Source organism: Microvirga antarctica, from assembly GCF_017921815.1.
Taxonomy (GTDB): domain Bacteria; phylum Pseudomonadota; class Alphaproteobacteria; order Rhizobiales; family Beijerinckiaceae; genus Microvirga; species Microvirga antarctica.
This window is the reverse complement of sequence record NZ_JAGEMM010000004.1, coordinates 16662-35996: the sequence shown is the minus strand read 5'-3', so window position 1 is coordinate 35996 and position 19335 is coordinate 16662. Positions and strand designations below refer to the sequence as shown.

Annotated in this window: 20 protein-coding genes; 11 read left to right on the top strand and 9 right to left on the bottom strand. The window is 59.1% G+C overall.

All coding sequences use genetic code 11. The features are described from left to right. The first annotated feature begins 22 nt into the window (after positions 1-22). The 3 genes from J4G32_RS22100 to J4G32_RS13445 are packed head-to-tail and all read left to right on the top strand — an operon-like array spanning position 23 to position 3110. Positions 23-640: a glutathione S-transferase family protein gene (locus J4G32_RS22100; protein ID WP_210495185.1), complete on the top strand. Its 618-nt coding sequence runs from the start codon at positions 23-25 to the stop codon at positions 638-640. A gap of 30 nt (positions 641-670) precedes the next feature. Beyond that, a complete protein-coding gene (locus J4G32_RS13450; protein WP_210495180.1) occupies positions 671-1900 on the top strand; it encodes a M24 family metallopeptidase in 1230 nt (409 codons plus the stop codon). A gap of 25 nt (positions 1901-1925) precedes the next feature. Continuing rightward, entirely contained in the window at positions 1926-3110 is a 1185-nt protein-coding gene (locus J4G32_RS13445) for an aminopeptidase P family protein (RefSeq protein WP_210495170.1), read from the top strand. 7 nt (positions 3111-3117) lie between these two features. Here J4G32_RS13445 and J4G32_RS13440 read toward each other — a convergent pair whose 3' ends face one another. The 5 genes from J4G32_RS13440 to J4G32_RS13420 all read right to left on the bottom strand — a co-directional run bounded on the left by J4G32_RS13440 (position 3118) and on the right by J4G32_RS13420 (position 8296). Continuing rightward, positions 3118-3771: a GntR family transcriptional regulator gene (locus J4G32_RS13440; protein WP_210495167.1), complete on the bottom strand. Its 654-nt coding sequence runs from the start codon at positions 3769-3771 to the stop codon at positions 3118-3120. Between the two features lie 127 nt (positions 3772-3898). Next, positions 3899-4330: a VOC family protein gene (locus J4G32_RS13435; protein WP_246505060.1), complete on the bottom strand. Its 432-nt coding sequence runs from the start codon at positions 4328-4330 to the stop codon at positions 3899-3901. 666 nt (positions 4331-4996) lie between these two features. Then, positions 4997-6886, bottom strand: a complete 1890-nt coding sequence (locus J4G32_RS13430; RefSeq protein ID WP_210495166.1) for a bifunctional sugar phosphate isomerase/epimerase/4-hydroxyphenylpyruvate dioxygenase family protein — start codon at positions 6884-6886, stop codon at positions 4997-4999. Positions 6887-6950: 64 nt separating this feature from the next. After that, positions 6951-7631, bottom strand: a complete 681-nt coding sequence (locus J4G32_RS13425; protein WP_210495164.1) for a GntR family transcriptional regulator — start codon at positions 7629-7631, stop codon at positions 6951-6953. Then, a complete protein-coding gene (locus tag J4G32_RS13420; protein WP_210495158.1) occupies positions 7628-8296 on the bottom strand; it encodes a GntR family transcriptional regulator in 669 nt (222 codons plus the stop codon). The genes J4G32_RS13425 and J4G32_RS13420 overlap by 4 nt, the downstream gene beginning before the upstream one ends. Positions 8297-8475: 179 nt before the next feature. Here J4G32_RS13420 and J4G32_RS13415 point away from each other — a divergent pair, with 179 nt between their 5' ends. The 8 genes from J4G32_RS13415 (at position 8476) to J4G32_RS13380 (ending at position 14433) form a co-directional block, all read left to right on the top strand. After that, entirely contained in the window at positions 8476-9468 is a 993-nt protein-coding gene (locus tag J4G32_RS13415) for a sialic acid TRAP transporter substrate-binding protein SiaP (RefSeq protein ID WP_210495153.1), read from the top strand. A 93-nt stretch (positions 9469-9561) separates the two neighbouring features. Then, positions 9562-10080 (top strand): TRAP transporter small permease, encoded by a 519-nt coding sequence (locus J4G32_RS13410; protein ID WP_210495146.1) that lies wholly within the window; start codon positions 9562-9564, stop codon positions 10078-10080. Further along, positions 10077-11378, top strand: a complete 1302-nt coding sequence (locus J4G32_RS13405; RefSeq protein WP_210495144.1) for a TRAP transporter large permease — start codon at positions 10077-10079, stop codon at positions 11376-11378. Before J4G32_RS13410 ends, J4G32_RS13405 begins: the two co-directional genes overlap by 4 nt. A 29-nt stretch (positions 11379-11407) precedes the next feature. Further along, positions 11408-11857, top strand: coding sequence for a type II 3-dehydroquinate dehydratase (locus tag J4G32_RS13400; RefSeq protein ID WP_210495141.1), 450 nt, complete (start codon positions 11408-11410; stop codon positions 11855-11857). A 5-nt stretch (positions 11858-11862) separates the two neighbouring features. Beyond that, positions 11863-12765: a shikimate dehydrogenase gene (locus J4G32_RS13395; protein ID WP_210495139.1), complete on the top strand. Its 903-nt coding sequence runs from the start codon at positions 11863-11865 to the stop codon at positions 12763-12765. A gap of 164 nt (positions 12766-12929) precedes the next feature. Continuing rightward, entirely contained in the window at positions 12930-13220 is a 291-nt protein-coding gene (locus J4G32_RS13390) for a recombinase family protein (protein WP_210495132.1), read from the top strand. A 237-nt stretch (positions 13221-13457) separates the two neighbouring features. Next, on the top strand, positions 13458-13862 hold the full coding sequence (locus tag J4G32_RS13385) for a hypothetical protein (RefSeq protein ID WP_210495127.1): 405 nt from the start codon (positions 13458-13460) through the stop codon (positions 13860-13862). Next, a complete protein-coding gene (locus tag J4G32_RS13380) occupies positions 13852-14433 on the top strand; it encodes a hypothetical protein (protein WP_210495122.1) in 582 nt (193 codons plus the stop codon). Before J4G32_RS13385 ends, J4G32_RS13380 begins: the two co-directional genes overlap by 11 nt. A gap of 154 nt (positions 14434-14587) precedes the next feature. Here J4G32_RS13380 and J4G32_RS13375 read toward each other — a convergent pair whose 3' ends face one another. From J4G32_RS13375 to J4G32_RS13360, 4 genes are all read right to left on the bottom strand, one after another. Continuing rightward, positions 14588-15586: a D-2-hydroxyacid dehydrogenase gene (locus tag J4G32_RS13375; protein WP_210495118.1), complete on the bottom strand. Its 999-nt coding sequence runs from the start codon at positions 15584-15586 to the stop codon at positions 14588-14590. Positions 15587-15741: 155 nt separating this feature from the next. Beyond that, positions 15742-17028, bottom strand: a complete 1287-nt coding sequence (locus J4G32_RS13370; protein WP_210495109.1) for an ABC transporter substrate-binding protein — start codon at positions 17026-17028, stop codon at positions 15742-15744. Between the two features lie 37 nt (positions 17029-17065). Then, positions 17066-18238, bottom strand: a complete 1173-nt coding sequence (locus tag J4G32_RS13365) for a mandelate racemase/muconate lactonizing enzyme family protein (RefSeq protein WP_210495102.1) — start codon at positions 18236-18238, stop codon at positions 17066-17068. Next, positions 18226-19329, bottom strand: coding sequence for an ABC transporter ATP-binding protein (locus tag J4G32_RS13360; RefSeq protein WP_210495098.1), 1104 nt, complete (start codon positions 19327-19329; stop codon positions 18226-18228). The genes J4G32_RS13365 and J4G32_RS13360 overlap by 13 nt, the downstream gene beginning before the upstream one ends. Between the last annotated feature and the right edge of the window lie 6 nt (positions 19330-19335).

Here is a 19335-nt window from a genome sequence, read left to right as displayed (position 1 = left end):
CCGGCATCGACGGAGACAAATCGTGTTCGATCTCTACACAGCACCCACGACCAACGGTATGCGCGCCTCGATCATGCTTGAGGAGCTGGGGCTTGCGTACCGCACCCACCGTGTAGCGCTCGGCACGACCATAGACGTCAAGCCGCCGGAGCTGGTTGAAGCCAACCCGGCGGGAACGATCCCGACGCTGATCGACCACCGGGATGGCGTGTCGATCAGCCAATCCTTCGCCATCATGCAGTATCTCTGCGAACGCGAAGGGAGGTTCTCGTTTTCGGACGCCGCGCCGCGCGCCGCGATGCTGGAATGGATGAGTTTCGTCATGACGGATATCATTTCTGCGACGCATCCCATTTTTGTGCTTGGCACGCATCTCAAAGACACGCCGGCGCATATCTTGGCGCATTACGAGGCGAGGCTGTTGCGTTATTTCGAAATGGCCGACGCCCGGCTTGCCAGGAACCGGTATCTCGCTGGCCAAGAGATATGCGTGGCTGATTTTGCTCTTTACCCCACCGCTCATTTTCGTCGTCCCCTGATTGAGAGGTCGAACAGCACCCCTCACTTGGAACGCTGGCTCGCCGAGGTCGGCGATCGCCCCGGTGTGACGCGTGGCATGGCGGTTCCGGCGGACGAGTGACGGACGCAACGACAGAAAGAATGTGAGTCTTTGGATGGAACCAACATGGGCAGATTAAACCGTCTCAGCCTCTCACTTGAAGAGCGGGCCGAGTTGTCCTCGAAGGTGGACGCCGCCGCCAGCGCGGCGAAACTGCGTTCGCTGCTCGTGGTGGGGAGCGCGAATATTGCCTACCTGACGGGAGGCGTCGTCTTCCCTTATCTCGACCAACGGATGACCCATCCTGTCGCGCTTCACATCAACTTCGCCAGCGGTCGGAGGACGATCCTGTGCACCGCAGATCTTGTGGACATTCCTGGAGATTGCGGTTGGGACGGGGAAGTCCTTCTCTACGAACTTGTGGAACCAACCCCCGAGCAGGCTCTCGCGCACGCGATCCAGAGCGTTATTTCTCGCGATGGCAACAGCGGCGCGTCCATCGGGTTCGACGCGATTCACATGAGTGGAGGGCTGCATCGCGCCTTGACCGATTGCATGCCCGACAGGCGCTTCCATGCAATAGATGGGTTTATGCGCGATCTGCGCATCACCAAGACAAGTGCTGAAATCCGCATGTTGGAAATTGCAGCCCGCATCGGCGACCGGGGGTATATCAGTGCTTTGAACCATGCCGAAGGCGCGGCACTCGACAGATTGAGCTTTCCTCTCTGGGAATATGCCGAGCGGTTTCGCGTGCACGTGGGAGAATTCGAGGGGTCGGGCGTCGGGAATCTTGCGGTCATGCAGGGGCAGCGCGCCCAGGACCTGCAACACCGGATTGGCACGCGCGAGGTTTTCGAAGATCAATCTTATCTTCGTCTTGAATACTCCATGAGCAATCGAGGCTATTGGAACGCGGGCAGCCGAACGGCTTATGTGGGGAAGCCCGGGGCGAATGCCAGGCAATGCTATGCGGACAATCTGACCCTGCGTACCTCCGCAGTTGACGCTTTGACAGCCGGAGCACGCGCCTGCGATGTATTTCACGCAGTGAAGGCGGCAAGCGTACGCTTGTCCATTCCGTTCTGGGAAGAGGCAGAGCTCGGCCACGGCGTCGGAACTTCCGAGCGGGAGGCGCCTTACTTGGCTCCCCACGACATGACGATCCTACGGGCCGATATGGTGGTGACGCTTGGCGTCTACACTTTCGGCGAAAATCGCGAACTGATCTGCAATCGCGATCTTTATCGAGTGAGAGACGGACGCGCGGAATTGCTGAGCTGGTACAAGGATTGGAACTACCTCTACCCAATTCACGGCACCTCTGCCAGGCATGGATAACGAGACGATAGGACGCCCTACCCCGATGGCCGACACATTAAAACTCGAAAAAATCCTTGACGCTATGCAAGCATCCGGGCTGGACGCAATGATCGTGGGAGACCCGTTCAATATCCGTTACGCCACAGGCCTTTGGCTGCCGATGATGCATGCGCAACCCGATCGCCCGGTTTTCGGAATCGTCCGCAGCGATGGGTCTCGGGAACTGGTTGTTCCCGCCGTGTGGGAGACATCGGCGAGAGAATGTGCCGAGGTTGATGCCATTCGCGCCTATTCGGGGGAGACGGACCAGATCCAAGGCGCCGTTGCGGCCGCTCTGGTGTTTTTACGCGAGCCCGGCGCAATCGGTTTTGATGGCGACGCAATGCCTGTCGCTGTCGCTGGCCTCCTTTCGGAAGCACTCTGCCGCGAGGGTCATCGAACCGTCAGGTGCGACGACGCGTTGCGCCGTTGCCGGATGATGAAAACGCCGATCGAGCAGGCACGTCTTGAAGATCTGGCGCTCAAGACCGATCACGCCATCAACGGCTACTTCCATCACCTCATCGCCAACCGGGCTTCATCAGCACTTGTCATTTCGGAGCAACTTCGCATCCATAGCCTCGAGCGCGATATAGAGATTTCCGGATACAACGCCTGCGCACGCGCGAAGGTTGGTGAAGGGACGAAAAAATTCTGGCCTTATGCCCCCGATTACGACTTCGCCGCGATGGACGTGCGCAAATATCCGGATGATCTCATCGTTGCGGAAGTCGCTAACACGGACGGGGGTTATTGGAGCAACGCGATCCGACTGGCCATTAACGCGACTTCAATGACTGAAGTACAGGAGCGGGCCTATGAAGATCTGAACCAACTTCGCACATTTATGCTGGACAAGATAAAGCCCGGAAATCGGTGTTCGGATATCTATCGTGAGGTCGCGTCCTTCGCAACAGATGGGGCAATCTCACTCCGTTCGGACGTCCCAATCGGGTTCGGCATAGGCGTAGCGCCGATGGAGGCTCCGTTCTTCGCTCCGGGCGACGACACCGCGATCGAGACCGGAATGGTGATGGTCATCGACCTCATCGTTCAACGAGACGGTGTGTTGTACCAGTCTCGCGATACGATCACGGTGAGCGAGGTGGGCGCACGGATTGTAAACTGGTACAAGGATTGGCGCGAACCGTATCTTGCGATCGGATTTCTTGCAGAATTCGCCATGTAAAGTGGCTTCAGAAGAGACGCTGCAAATGCGAGAGCACGCTGGCGCGGACGTTGTCGATATGTGTGCGCATAGCCTCTCGCGACCGCTCCACATCGCCCGAAACCACCGAGTCGATGATTCCGATATGCTCGATCGATCCAGCCTTTATGCGCTCTGGCACGCGGGTGGCGTCAAAAATTTGGGTCTTCATCCGAAGATCGGAAATCAGCTCAGCCAGGAGTTTTGAATCGGCTTGCAGTGCCAGGATCTCATGGAGTCTCTCGTCGGCGTTGAATTGCTCTGTGAAATCGACGACCTGAGCGTCGCGGAACCGAACGAATTGCTCGCGCAGACTTGCATACTCCGCCGTGCCATTCCGCTCGGCAGCACGGCCCGCGGCCTCGACCTCGAGCAATCTGCGGACATGGAGAACTTCGATAAACTCGTTGACGGAAAGACGTCGGACAACCGGCGCCAACCCCGGATCCCGCACCACCAAACCGGCCGAGATCAAACGCGAGATGGCCTCTCGGACGGGAGTGCGGGAGACCAAAAGGCCTTCCGCCAAGCGCTTCTCATGCAGGACAGTTCCAGTGGGCAACGTTCCATTGAGGATCATGTCGCGAAGGCGCGAATAGGTGGCGTCTCCCAACCGCACCCCAGGATCCGGAATATGGGTCATCGCAACATCGTCCTATAAAGCTGACCCTTCATCGTAAGGCCAATCACGAACGAGCGCCCGGCTGAGAGGACGTAATCCGATATCTGAGTGAACGCTGGCCGGTCAAGCAGCGCGCCTATTCCTCTCATCAGCCGGTTTGGTCGAGCGCTGACTGCATTTCGATCTGGTATCCCTCGGGATCGTTGAACGTGAACGCCCGGATCTTCAACTCGACATTCGTACGAGGTTCCGTCAGCTTATCGACTCCACCACTCGCGGCATATCGATGCCAGGCGTCGACATCCGCCACGCGTATGCAGATTTGAACGGGTTTGATATCATGAGCCCGGTGGCTGCCGCGCGTTTCGTCGACCAATCCCAAATAACCGTTCGACGTCACTCGATAAATTTTCGACCAGCCCTGATCGATTTCCAATTCAAGGCCCATGGTCTCCTCGTAGAAGCGCATGGCACGCGGCAAATCACGATAGTACAGAAATGTTATGAGTTTCTGCGTGTGGTCGTGGGGTGGGCGCTCAGGCTTTATCATTGATGTCCCAGTGTTGCCGCGATCGGTCATTCGCAGCGCATTTGTTCAGGGTGTCGGCATGCTATTTCATGACGGTATACACGTTGTATTTCATGTCAAGACTCGGGAGTCAGCTCACGCTGAGTTGACGTTAAGAAAGTCCCTATCGGGGACGCCGCGCCCTGTTGACGAAGTGTGGAGCCCGAACTCTTGCCTCGGCAGGGCAGAGAAGCCGCGATCGGATTCAGAGCTGTCGCACCACACCCAGCGGCCTGCTGCGCTCCACAATTTCACCTTCGCATAAAAGCCCGGGCTTGCTGACTCCAGGCACCAGCTCCTCCACGGAGATGCGACATGACATATGAATTCCTCAGCCGCCGCTCATTCCTCACAGCGACGCCGGGCTTAGCCGGGCCGGCATTTCTTTCCAGTCCTCTTGGCCTCGTTTTACCAGCGGCTGCTCGACCGGAATTGCCCCGACGCAGACGATGCGCGGGGGTGCCAAACGAGAGCTGTCGGAGTCCGGCGTCGGATGAAGGCCGCATCGACGATTGATGGGACGATCGGTGCGCGGAACCTGCTGAGGCCAGCGGTCAGTGGCGCGCAAGCAGGCCGGACATATGCCTGCACCCGTCCACGGGATTGAGTCTCGCCAACCTTTGCCCATCGGGTCGTTCCGCATATCAGTCTGAGCCGATTTTGGATCCTGGAGCACATTCAGAGTCCTGGCGGCAGGTCTTCGAAACCCGACTGGGACTGCGAGGCGAGACGAATGGGGGCGTTGACGGCGCCATATCCTCGGTAGTTGCGCCGTTCCACGATCTCGAAGAAGAAGCCTCCCTCCAGAGTTCTGGTGTAGACCTGAAAATACTCAGCCTCCTGCTCACGGTCATAGAGGATGTTGGCCCTCCGGAGCTTCTCGAGATCATCGGCCGAGAGGTCGGTTCTTACTTCGAGGTCGTCATAGTAGTTTTCCGGAATCGGCAGGGGATTCACGCCATTGGCTTTGAGGGCTTCAACGGTGGCGAAAATGTCTCCGGTCTCAAGGGCGATGTGCTGAACGCCGGAGCCAAACAGTTCGCTCAGGAAGCGAGACGACAGGGTGCGGAGGCTTTGAGACGCATTGAGGATCAGACGAAGCGAGCCGTCTGCAGACTCGATAGCCTGGCTCTGCACGACGCCGCCCGGGTCTATTACAGTTTGCACCGGCGTCTTCCGCACATCGAGGAGCGACGTGTAGAATAAGAGCCACGTCAGCATCTCCTCATAATGCATCGACTGGGAAACGTGATCGACAGATCGCAGCCCCACTCCGGCAAAGTCGCCCTCCCCTTCCACAGGTTCAAAATCGACCTCCCACAAACGGTCCAACCCGGTTTTTTGGTCGACGAAATACAAGATGCTGCCGCCGAGGCCGCGGACCGCCGGGATATCCATCTCGCCCGGGCCCGTCGGTTGCTGGAAGGGCTGGTCCAGGAGGGTCAGCGCACGGTGTACGGTTCCCGGCGCATCATCGACTCTTAAAGCCAAGGCGCAGACGGAAGTGCCGTGCGTGATGTTGAACGAATAGGCAAAGCCCTCCTTGTCAGCATTTAAGACGATGTTGATGTTGCCCTGCCGCCAGCGGGTCACGGCTTTCGAGCGATGAAGACCGGCCTTCTGGAACCCCAATCCCCTCAGCGTCCGCTCGAATCCGACGGCGCTGGCCTCGTCAACGGCGAATTCGAGGAACTCCACGCCCGAGCAGACTGCCTTCGATGGAAGTTCCGGCGGATTGGGATTTGCCGATTCCGTGCGCCTGCGGAGTTCATCCAACATGACGATGAGAGAACGCTGCCCATCAACCGCAACGCTGCGTGCGGAGCCGGCTCGAAAACGGTCGTTGAAGATCTCGAGGGACAGGAGCCCATCGAAACCCGTCGCATGGAGGGCGTTGATGAACTCGTCGATAGGGAGGTCGCCCTGTCCAGGGAAGCAGCGATAGTGCCGACTCCAGGAGAGATAATCCATGTCCAGCCTAGGCGCATCGGCAACCTGCACCAGGAAGATCCGGTCTGGCGGGATAGAGCGGATGGCGGAGAGATCCGTTCCACGCGCCAGCACATGGAAGGAATCGAGCGTTAGCCCGACAGCCGGATGATTGGCCCGCCGCACCACTTCCCAGGAATCGCGATAATCGGAGATGTGCCGCCCCCAGGACAATGCCTCAAAGGCTACGCGCATGCCGCGCCTGGCGGCACGCTCACCGAGCTCATGGAAATCCGCAGCTGCTCGTTCGATGCCGCCTGAGGAATCCGGCGACACGTTGCTGCACACCATCAGAAGGTCGCAGCCGAGTTGCTCCATAACGTCGAACTTGCGCTCGGCCCGGGCAAACACCTTGGAACGCTGCGGGTCGGGCATGCCCTCGAAATCGCGAAACGGCTGAAAGGCAATGGTCGTAAGGCCAAGGCCTTCGATCAGGCGCCGGGCGTCAGCCGGTGTCCCGTTATAGGATAGGAGGTCGTTCTCGAAGATCTCCACGCCTTTGAATCGCGCGGCCGCGATGGCCTCGATCTTTTCAGTCAGAGTTCCGCTCAGGCAAACGGTAGCAATAGCGGTGCGCATGCTCGTCAATTTCCTCTCAATAGCATGGGAGCGCGTTGCCGAAATGGCTGCTCATTCCTTTTTTCTAGCTGATGGTTCCGGTTGCGAGAGCATGCTCGACGCCGCCGGAAACATGGCGCGTCAGAACTTTGCAGGCTCGCGCTGAATCTCTTTGGAGAGCACATTCGAGGAGAAGAGCATGCTCATCGGCGGCGATCTCGCCGCGATAGCCCAGGGCAATCATCTGATAGCGCAGGTATTTATCGAAGACCGCCGCATGATTGTCGATCAGCATTTTAGACCCGCAGGCAGAGATGAGCGCCTGATGGAACTGCCAATCGTAGCGCTTCCAATCCTCGGTATGGCTTCTGTCCGCATGCGCCATCCGCTCTTCCATCCGGGCGAGCCGATGATGGGCGGCAACGACCCGGCCCTCCCAATCCATATCGCCGGCCTGGAAGGATTGCTCCAGAGCACGACATTCGAGGAGTTGCCGGAGGGCTGCAATTTCTCTCAGGTTGGGAATCGAGACGGGCGCCACCTCGAAACCTTTCTGTCCTTCGGCGACTACCAGCCGTTCGGAGTGGAGACGGTTCAGAATTTCCCTCAGTGTGCTGACACTGGCTCCATAATCGGCTTTCAGGCGTTCGAGCTTGAGTTTCTTGCCCGGCGCGAGGCGACCGAAAATAATGTCGGACCGGATTTTCCGGTAGGCGATCTCTCCCGCTGTTATGTTTTGCGCGACTGCCTGAGCATCGTCGGTCATGCCAGCGCACCGCTCTCGAGCGTGTAGGCCACGCATCCATTCACATGCTGCGTGAGCAGCCTGCAGGCCTCATCGGCATCGCGTGTCAGAGCGCAGTTCAGAAGCAATCGATGCTCTTCCGCCGCAATCTCTCCGCGGAAAACGACCGCTACCATCTGATAGCGCAGGTACTGGTCGAAAACCCCGCCGTAAAGATCGAGCAATGTCCGAGAGCCGCAGGCGTCGACCAGACACTGGTGAAACTCACGATCGTAGCGCTTCCAGAGTTCAGTTCCCTCCTGGTCGCCGGCCATCATCTGCCGCTCCATGAAAGCGAGCTTGTGATGAGCGGCCACGACGCGGCCTTCCCATTCCAGATCGCCGGCCTCGAACGTCAAGGGAAGCGCATAGGTCTCGAGGAGTAGTCGCATCGCTGCGACATCCTCGAACCCCGACGGCGAAACGGGGGTGACGCGAAAGCCGCGGTGTCCCTCAGCGACCACGAGGCCTTCCGATGACAGGCGGCTCAAAATCTCCCGAAGAGTGCTCACGCTCGCTCCATACGCATTGGCGAGCCGATCCAGACGAAGGCGTGCGCCCGGCTCCAACCGGCCGAAGACGATATCCGCCCGGATCCTGTCATAGGCCCGGTCGCCAATCGATGCGGCTACCAGTTCGATGCTCATTCGGTCCCCACGAGCCGCGGCGGAAATAAGTCCCACGGCCACGACCGCCGGGGATAAAATTATCGGTCTAAAGCAGAAATATCAGACAATTCTGAAATTGAATATTGATTTAATGAACGTCAAAGCAAATACTGCCTCCTAAGACGCATTCAGTGCGCAGTATCAGAGGAGAGGAAATCATGGCATTCAGTTTCAATCGGCGCCTCCTGATGGCGGCTGGCGCAGCCGTTCTCGCGTGGGGCGCAAGTGGACCGAGCAACGCACAGTCACCTGCGAACCTGCGCTTCTCAGCCGTTTTCTCGGAGCAGGATATCCGGGCTGAGATGATGAAGCGGTTCGGCGAAGAGATTAAGGCCCAAGGGTTTGTCCTTCAGCCCTATTACGGCGGCAATCTGTTCAAGCAGGGCACCGAGCTGGTTGCCATGCAGCGGGGCAACTTGGAGATGGGCAACATCGCACCGCAGGACATCTCGAACCAAATCCCGTCCTGGTCTATTGTCACCTCCGCCTACCTCTTTCGCGATGCCGATCACCTGAAGAAGGTGTTTGCCAGCGACATCGGGCAGCAGTTGAGGAAGGTTGCTTCAGACCAACTGGGCATCCACATCCTGGCCCCTACCTATTTCGGCGCCCGCCAGGTCGGGTTGAAGCCGAACAAGAAGATCAATACTCCGGAAGATCTCGCAGGCATCAAGCTTCGCATGCCCGGCGGGGACGCCTGGCAGTTCCTGGGCCAAGCCATCGGGGCGAACCCGACGCCGATGGCGTATGCGGAGGTCTATACAGGACTGCAGACGGGCGCGATCGACGGCCAGGACAATCCGCTGCCGAACGTGCAGAACATGAAGTTCTACGAGGTGATGTCGCAGGTTGCCCTGACTTCGCATCTCGTCGGTTTCGATCTGCTGGCGGTGTCCAACAAAGTCTGGAACGCCATGCCGCCGGAGAAGCAGGCTGCCTTCCAGGCCGCTGCCGACAAGGTGGTCGAGTGGAGCAACCAGGAGCATGTGAAGAAGGAAACGGAACTTGTCGGTTTTCTCAAGGAAAAGGGCCTCACCGTCTACACGCCCGACCTGAAAGCCTTCCGCGAGTTTTCTCAGAAGAAGTATCTCGCGTCGGATCTGGCGAAGAGCTGGACGCCCGGCATGCTGGACAAGATCAACGCGATGTAAGGCGTGATCCAGGGTCGCCGGACATCCGATATCCTGGCGACCCCTTTTGCTCGCAAACAACGCTTTGACCCTTCTATCAGGGGATGGATTTCCATGACGTCAGCGTTAAGGACGATTGGCGCGTGGCTTGCCCGGCGCGCTGAGAATATTGCGGCCGCCATGCTGGCGGCGATGTTCCTGGCTTTTCTCCTCCAGATCGTCTTCCGATATGTTCTCGGGCTGCCCATCGGCTGGACGCATGAGGCGAGCGTGATCCTCTGGATCTGGCTCGTTCTCTGGGGTGCGGCCTTCGTCGTCCGCGAGCGCGAGGAGATCCGCTTCGATGTGTTTTACGGAGCGGTCGGTCCCGGCGCTCGGAGGGTCATGTGCGTCATCACCGCGGCGGCACTCATCGCACTCTACATGATCTCGTTTCCGGCAGTTCTGGACTACATCACCTTCATGAAGGTCGAAAAGACGAGCTATCTCAAGATCCGTTTTGACTGGCTGTTCTCGATCTACATTGTCTTCGTCGTAGCCACCATTGTCCGCTACATCTGGCTCGGCTGGCAGGCTCTGCGCGGCGTCGCACCAGACCAGTTCGATCCCACGAAGGCGAGTTCCGGCGTATGAACCTGACGAGCCCCTTCTCGCTCGCGATTGTCGCGATCACCTTTCTCGCCTTTCTCGGACTGCCAATCGGTCACGCGATGATCGCCGGGTCGATCCTGTATCTGTTTTTGGCCGGGCTGGACATGGGAACGGCTGCGGAGCAGCTCCTGAACGGGATGTATTCCAACTACATTATCCTCTCGGTTCCGTTGTTCATTCTGGCGGCTGAGTTCATGAACATCGGCAGCATGACCGATCGGCTCATGGCCTTCTGCAACGCCTTGGTCGGCCGCTTCCGCGGTGGATTGGCTCACGTCAACATTCTTCAGAGCATCATCTTTGCCGGAATGTCCGGCTCGGCGATCGCGGATGCAGCGGGCACCGGGCGCATGATGCAGCTGATGATGACCCGGGACGGCCGATACCCGGCGAGCTACGCCGCAGCCTTGACGGCCGCCTCGTCCGTCATCGGGCCGATCATTCCCCCGTCGATCCCGATGGTGCTTTACGCCCTCGTGTCCGATGCCTCGATCGGATATCTGTTTCTGGGCGGTGTCATCCCGGGCCTATTGATGGCATTGAGTCAGATGATCATCGTGTTCATCACGGCACGCCGTCGGAATTTTCCGGTCGAGAAGCCGGTTCCACTGCGGGAGTTGCCGCGGACCACGTGGGAGGCATTCCCCACGTTGATGATGCCCGTGGTCCTTCTCGGGGGCATCTACAGCGGCGTGATGACTCCCACGGAGGCGGCTGCGGTGGCGGCTGCCTACGCGCTCGTCATTTCGGCCGGTCTTTACCGCAGCGTGAGCGGGCGGGAGTTTTATCAATCGCTCGCAACCAGCGCGCGGACGACGGCCTCGATCGGCATGCTGATCGCCGGTGCGCTCGTGTTCAATTACGTCGTCACCGTTGAGAATATTCCGGAGGGCTTGAAGGCGCTCCTCGCGGGATGGAATCTCTCGCCCATCGGCTTCCTGGTTCTCGTCAACATCCTGCTGCTGCTGTTGGGCTGCGTGCTGGAAGGAACGGCGATCCTGCTCATCGTGGTGCCGGTGTTCATTCCGTCGGCGCAGGCTATGGGCATCGATCTCGTGCATTTCGGCGTCGTGGTGGTCGTGAACATCATGATCGGTCTGATCACACCGCCTTACGGCCTGCTTCTGTTCATCATGGCGAACATCTCGGGGGAGCCGCTGCGAGACATTGTCCGCGATTCGCTCCCCTTCCTCTTCGCCATGATCGTGGCACTTGCGATCCTCACCTTCGTGCCTGAAACCGTCCTCTGGCTTCCGCGCTTGTTTGGCTACCAGGGATGAGTGGACTCGTTGCAAAAGAAGCGCCCCCCATGAGCACACCGATTTACATTCTGAACGGCCCCAATCTCAATCGCCTCGGAACGCGCGAGCCGGAGATCTATGGCCGGACCACATTGGCTGAAGTCGAGGCTACGTGCCGCGAGGCTGCTTCGGGGCAGCTTGTCGTCTTCCGTCAATCCAACCGGGAATACGAGATCATCGAGTGGGTGCATGAAGCGATCGATGAAGGCTGCGGCATCATCATCAATCCGGCGGCTTTCACGTTCACGTCGATGGCCATCATGGACGCTCTGAAGATGTTTTCGCGCCCCATCATCGAGCTCCACATCTCGAATATCCACAAACGCGAGGCGATCTATCACAGGTCCTATGTTTCCCCGGTGGCAACGGCTGTCATCGCAGGCCTCGGCACCAACGGCTATCCCGTGGCCGTGCGGGCCATGCTTGGGATGATCGGAACCTCACCTCCAGGACCCTGACGTTCATGACCGAAAAACGATCGCGCAAGCCGGCGCCCGGATCCGGCGCCGCCGGGTATCTGTGGACGTGTCCTTCGGCTCTCGTCGGTTTGGTCGGCGCCGGCATCCAGGCTTCCCGAACACCAGCTCTTCATGAACGGGAAGGGGCCGAGCAAGGCTTGCGATATATATACAAACTGATCGATCTGGAGCTGTTCGGTCTCGATACGAATGCTCTGCCTGACATCCTCGACGCTGCGCAGCATTTCGGCTTCGCCGGCCTCAACATCACACATCCCTGCAAGCAGGCCATTATCCCGTTTCTCGACGAACTGTCGCATGACGCGGCGGCGCTGGGCGCCGTCAACACCGTTGTGCTGAAGGATGGCCGGCGCGTGGGGCACAACACCGACTGGTGGGGCTTTGCCGAGAGCTTCCGGCGCGAATTGTCCGATGTGGGTCGCGACCGCGTGGTTCAGTTCGGCGCCGGTGGAGCCGGCGCTGCCGTGGCGCACGCTCTCCTGACGCTGGGTGCGGGCGAAGTCACCATCGTCGATACGGATCGCACCCGCGCCAAAAACCTCGTCGCGAGCTTGCGCGATGGCTTTGGTCAAAGCCGCGCATCAATGAGCGGTTCTATTGCTGAAGCCGTGGCGGCGGCCGATGGAGTGGTCAATACCACGCCGCTCGGCATGGCGAAATATCCCGGAACGGCTGTGCCGGTCGACCTGCTGCGCCCAGGCCTCTGGGTCGCCGACATCGTCTATTTCCCGCTGGAGACCGAGTTGCTGCGACAAGCCCGCGCACAGGGTTGCCGCACCATGTCCGGCGGCGGAATGGCCGTCTTCCAGGCAGTCGGTTCCTTCCGGCTGTTCACCGGCCGCGAACCGGACGCCGCGCGAATGCTCCGGCACTTCAGCGAGATGTAACACTGGAAATTCAAAGGCGTATCACCTGTTGGTGCCACCCGGAGAAGCAAGAGATTTTTTGCCAGCTCGAGGGCCACCAAGCCAGAGGTGCCCATGCGGACCGGCCTGCTCGCTATTCGAGCGAGAGCCAGCGCGAGGAATGGGTCAGAACGGATCGAGGCCTGATGTCGCTAAGCGGAGGGGCTGGGATTGGACGTCACGGTAGCGTTCAACGACCGGGTCATGTCGGTCTGAACAGCCATCGGCCCGGCTATCAGCCGAAACGGGGAGAGGCGCGTTGCGGCTCCTTCGATGTGGTGATCGTCGAGCCCGGCGACCGACTCGCGCGCAAACTCGTTGACGTCGCTGCGGTCAAGGATGGGCTCTCCTTCCAAGCGAGCCTTCATGGGGTCGATGTGGTGCATGATGGCATGCTCGGCCCCATGGCGGCGATCTTCCCTCGGACCTGCGCCTGAATACCAAATGGAGCCAATTCGGCCGGTTGGTGCAGGGGAAGTCCGCTGCCGGTAAAGCCTTTGGTTATGATTTGCCCGACACATGTAATTTTATGGCAGAGCGACGCCAAGTATGGAGCTGTCGAGCTCCCGCGGGGATGAAGTCGTTTATTGGAGCGCCGCCAATCGTAGCCGGGTCCCATGAGCTCGAACTTCTATTGTAGTTCCCGTTCACGCGCATCACGGGACGATGAAGGTTTGCCTGAGCGCGCTCGAAGCGGAGGAGGCTGCTTTTCTGTCGCGCCAGAAGGCGCCACGGCCGATCCCAATGTGTCCGTGCATCCGAACCTTTGCGGCCTCTATCGCCGCAAGGTGGAAGAACTGGAACCGCCGCTCGACGATGCAACCGCCCGCGAAGACGCAATGACCATCATCCGGTCGATGATCATCGAGGGGATCGTGCTGACGCCGGGTGTCAGTGCCTGCGGCGTTGAGGCAGTTTCGAGCGGCGACGTCACTCGTATTCAGTGTCGTGACGCGGGATACCCATTGGTGCTCGGGACGACGCGCCAAGGGCGTATGCAGCAACGACCGCACGATCTCCCCCCACGAGATCGAGACCCGGATCCTCACTGCCTTAAATCAGAACCACTTGTCGCCTGAACGCGTCGCCGAGTTCACCGGCCCCTATACGCAGGAGTTTAACCGCCTGGTGGCAGAGGTCGGCAGCCAGCATGCCGAGGTGGCGGGCAAGCTCACGGCGGTTGAGCGCAAGATAGCCGGCATCCTGCGGGCGATCGAGGATGGCATGTATCAGCCTGTGATGAAGACGCGCCTGACCGAGCTTGAGGCCGAGAAGGCGAGCCTGGTGGCGCGGCACGGGCCGGCGCCTGTTGTGTCGAAGGTCTCCGTGCACCCGAACCTGGCTGCCATCTACGAGCGCAAAGTCGGGGAGCTCGAAAGCCTGCTCACCGACGTAGACTGCCGGGATGAGGCGATCGAGACGATCCGTTCGATGATCGAAAGCATCACCCTGACGCCGCGGACAGATGGGCCCGGCCTTGAGGCGCTGCTCCGGGGTGGTCTCGCCCGCCTGCTGGTGTTGTGCATGGCGGGTTCTGGACAAACGAAAGCCCCCGCCGCTTTCGCGGTCGAGGGCTTGTCGCTTTCAGTGGTTGCGGGGACACGCAAACATCTTGAATTGTTGCTCTCTTGGAAGAATTTTCCGATCTGAAATCACGCCGGTCGCACATTGTCGGGGGTTGCGGGGACACGCAAACATCTTGAATTGTTGCTCTCTTGGACAGGCTTCCCTGTCTACTCGATTCCCGAGACCCGACCGTCACGGTCAGGCGAACTGGGTGCCACCTGCACTCCGGATGCAATATTCAACATGGACACAACGTTTCACCTAGAACCCTGTTCAAAAGACATTCGTTTGAGCGAAAGCGTCGTAAGTTTTCTCCGACAAGCTGTCCAAGTTTAGCGAAAGCTGGAGGAGCATACCCAGCAACACGCGGCGTTATAATAACGTTGCTCAGGTCCCAAAGTGACGAGTTTGTAGGAATTGGTTCTGGATCAAAAACGTCGAGGCCCGCTCCCGCGATTGATCCGGATTGTAGGGCGCGTACAAGTGCGCCTTGATCTACGATCTCGCCGCGACTGACATTGATCAAGATCGCCGCTCGCCTCATGAGAGCGAATTCGGGGGCGCCGAAGACGTGGCGCGATTGGGAAGAGAGCGGGAGCGACAGCACCACAGCGTCGGCCTTCGGGATCTGGTTGCGAAGGCTTTCTACCCCAACCGTCTCGATCCCCCCCACCGCACACCCCGACTTGGTAACGGCGATGATGTGCATCCCAAACGCGGATGCGCGCTTTGCAACCTGCATTCCTATCGAGCCATAGCCTATGATCAACAGGGTCTGACCTTCTACGGACCTGAGCCGACCAAACACCTCATTGCGATCATAAAGGCGACCTAATCGGTTGCGCTCCATCTGAGGGATTTGGCGGTTCAAGGCCAGCAGCAGCGTCATCGCATGTTCGGCAACTGTCGAATTCCAAACACCTGCAGCATTGGTGACGATCGCGCCCTTCGGCACGCCGTGTGCGAGGAAAGGGTCATACCCGATCGAAGCACATTGGATCCATCGAAGGCGCCGGCTTTCGCACGCAAGTTGCGCAACCTCAGCGGAGTAGGCGCTCGCACTGAGTATGATGGCATCGGCATCTCCGATACTGGCTGCGAGCTTGGCGATGCTCGCAACTTTGAAGAGATGGACGCCATCCAGTGCGCCACAATGCCGTTCAATGAATTCGTACCCGTGCTGAACATAGGCAAGGATCCTTAGCGGTCGACCGGCTTCGAGAGACAGAAGTGCCATTGTATGCTCGATTTCTCAAATCGGCCCGGCTCCCGAGCAAAGATGTTTCGGCGCCTCTATCCTGCGCAGCACGGATAGCAAGGCTATGCGCAGAAGCCACTAGTTACTTGCGCGAGCCGGTGTTCGCGGAGGTGTCGATCCTACGAGTAGGATTATTAGAGCCTTTCCGCACCGAGCCGCTCGACTTCCTTCAGTGCTTCCAGCGGGGTTGCGCGGCCCGTGATGACCTTTTGGGTCGCCTCATTCAGATCGGAGTTGAGTGCGCCGGCATTGCATTCCGACGGCAGGAACGCGACATTCTCCGACCAACCTTCCGTGACTTGCGTCATCCAGGCATTTGCATCCGACTTCATCTCCGGCATCGCGATCACGGATTTTCTGAACGGGACTTGCCCCCCAACCAGTGTCCAGAGAGGAGCCACTTCGCGGCTCATCATGTACTCGACGAACGCCGCCGCTGCTTTTGCGTTTGGGGACTTGTTCCAGACGACGGCAAACCACCCATCCATGACATACGGGCCGGATATTGCCCCGGTCCAGCTGGGCCATTTCAGGATACCGAGCTGCGACGCATCCCATGCTGCTTTCTCGCGCGTGCTCGAGACCCGGCTCGAGCCACCCACGACGATTGCCTGCCGCCCTGCCGTGAACAGGTCCTGATTGTCGTCGGAGGTCCGCGCCATCGCCTCCGGCGAGGTAGCGCTCTTCATAACGAAGTCGGCCTGCATCTGGAGCGCCTTCACACCGGCCTCGGTGGCGACGGTCGGGCGACATTTCTCATCGAACACCTTCGGTTGAAGTTCCAACAGACCGACCAGAAGCGGGTTGGTGGATGCACCATCCTTCGAAAGTGCGATTCCCATTCCCCAAGACGACGTCTGGCCGTTAGTCTTCTCCGTCAGCTGCCTGGAGGCTGCAAGCATGCCGTCCCAAGTCTTTACATCAGCGGGCGAGAGCCCCTGCTTGCTGAAGGCATCCTTCCGGTACATGACAACTCCGGAGAGCATGAACATCGGCGCGGCAAGAACCTTGCCGCCAACTGTCACTGCATCCAGCGGCGCTTTGGTGATAAAGTCCTCCTGCGCGCCCGCCGAGAGTTCATTCTGGAACAGCGGCTTGAGGTCGGCGACCACTCCCGCATTGATCGGCACCACGAGCTTTGGATAGTTGATCCAAGCCACATCGGGCGCGCCGCCGGACCCGGCCGCCAGAGTGAACTTGTCGGCCAGTTGATGCCAGATTTGAGGCTCGACCTTGATCTTGATGTCGGAATGCTTGCGCTCGAACCCGGTTATGATCTGGGCCAATGCTCGTTCACGCGGAGTATCCTTGCTTGGATCAAGAAACGACCACATCCGGACCGTCGTCTCAGCGACCGCACCGGTCGCTCCCAGGCACATCGCCATAACGACGGACCCAATTCCAAGTTTGGCGTTTTTCATGTCAGTCTTCCTCCCTGTTCTGTAGACGATACGTCAGTCAAAGCGCGAAAGCCGAGGCACAAACCTCGTTGATATCCACGCCAAGGCCGGGTCGATCGGGAACAATCAGGTTGCCCGCGGTCACTTCCCATGGGTCCAACGCCAACCCAGCCAGGAGCGGGTTTGCGGCGGCAGGATACTCGAGGATCGGGACCTGGGGGCAAGCCAGCGCGAAATGCGCCGACGCCGCCAGCAGGACCGGTCCGGCCCAGACATGGGGAACCAGCTCAATTTGATGGGCACCGGCAAGCGCACCGATCCGCATTGCTTCCGTAATGCCGCCACACACACCGAGATCCGGTTGAAACACGTCGAGGAGCTTGGGCGAGAGATAGGGGACAAAATCAAACCGGGTGAAATCGTTCTCCCCGGCGGCTATCGCCACAAGCGCGGTCGAGCGGAGTTCTTGATAATCCTGCTTGTTCTCGCCGGACAGCGGCTCTTCAAACCATCGCAGTTGAAGCGCGCGCGCGTTGGAACAGAAAAGCTTCGCCTCCGCCAACGAGTACGTTCCATGGGCGTCGACCATGATATCCACATCGTCACCGAGCACACGGCGTGCAGCCTCGATCCGAGCGATAGATACCCTCACGGCGCCGTCGCGCGCTCCGACCCGCATCTTGACGGCAGACACTCCGAGTTCCGATCGATACGAAAGCAGTTCATCGCCGATGGAGTCGACGGGACCCCATCCCCCGGAAGCATAAAGGGGCAAGCTTAGCTTCGTCCTGCCACCCAGCAATTGATACACGGGGACATTCAGGTGTTTTCCCAGAATATCCCATAGTGCGATGTCGATGGCGCTGATGGCTGCTATCGCCAGCCCTCGCCTGTTCAGGACGGGGAACGTCCGGCCTGTCCTCGCGGCGTATAAGGACCTCGGCCCGTTATACAGCAGCTCCCAGACCGCGCTGATGCCGAGCGGATCTAGCCCAACCAGCAGTGGTGCAAACTCTCGATTGATTAAAGACAGAATACCATCGTTCGTGTTCTGTGAGCCTGTGCTCGAACGTGTCTCTCCGTATCCAACGATCCCCTCCGAAGTGGTGACCCGGACAATGACAGTCGAAACCTCATCCAGTTTTCCATAGTCACTCGCAGCCTGTCTGTCGGATGCGACTGGACACCGGATGCACACCGCCTTGATGTCGGCGATCTTCACGATAGCCATACTGACTGATTGGGTTTCCTCAAGGCTTTCTGTGTCTCCGGGTCGAAGAAGTGCAGCTTGTCCAAATCGAACGTCAACCCAACTGCCGCCCCCTTCGCGAAATGAATCGTAGGATCGGCAATGCAGCTAATACTTTCGCTACCGACTTTGACGTAGAGGACAACTTGCGGTCCGATCATCTCGATCTGCTCCACGATCGCCGACGCGCGATCCGCCGCGACCACCCCGGCGACGACACCTTCCGTGCGGATCCCGAGGATTGTGGCCCCGTCTGCGGCAATGGCGAAACCGTCAACACTCCGACCGAGTGGGACGGTGACCCCGGAACCATGAAAGCGCTCGTCCGCAATCGTCCCATGCAGAAAATTGATCTCGCGTTCGCCGACGAAGTTCGCAACGAACATATTGGCGGGGAAGTTGTAGATATCGACCGGAGATGCGAACTGCTGAAGTGCGCCACCATCGAACACCGCGATCCGCGACGACATAGTGAGTGCCTCGGCTTGATCGTGGGTCACATAAACGATCGTCGATCCCAGCCTGTCGTGAAGTGCTTTGATATCGCGTCGCATTCTGATTCTCAGGCGGGCATCGAGATTGGAGAGGGGTTCGTCCAGGAGGAACACGTGCGGATCGCGAACCATGCCACGGCCGAGCGCGACACGCTGTTGCTGCCCTCCAGACAATTCTTTGGGGTAGCGCGCAAGCAGCGCCTCGATGCCTAGAATCTGAGCTACATTCTCGACTTTCTTCGATATCTGGTTGGATGTGAACTGCCTACCTTTCGCCTTGAGCGGGAAAGCTAGGTTTTCGAAGACGGTGAGATGCGGGTAGAGCGCGTAGTTCTGAAAAACCATTGCGATGTCGCGACGATCGGGTGGCAGATCGTTTACCCGCCTGTTGCCGATCGAGATCTCACCACTATCGGCTTCGACCAGTCCCGCAAGGAGGTTAAGGGTTGTCGTCTTCCCGGAACCGGAGGGTCCGAGAAGTGAAACAAACTCACCGGATTTGATGTCCAGGTCCAGTGCGTGCAGCGCGGTCACCGCGCCGTACTGCTTCGTTACTGCTCGGAATGAAACGTCAGACATACATGA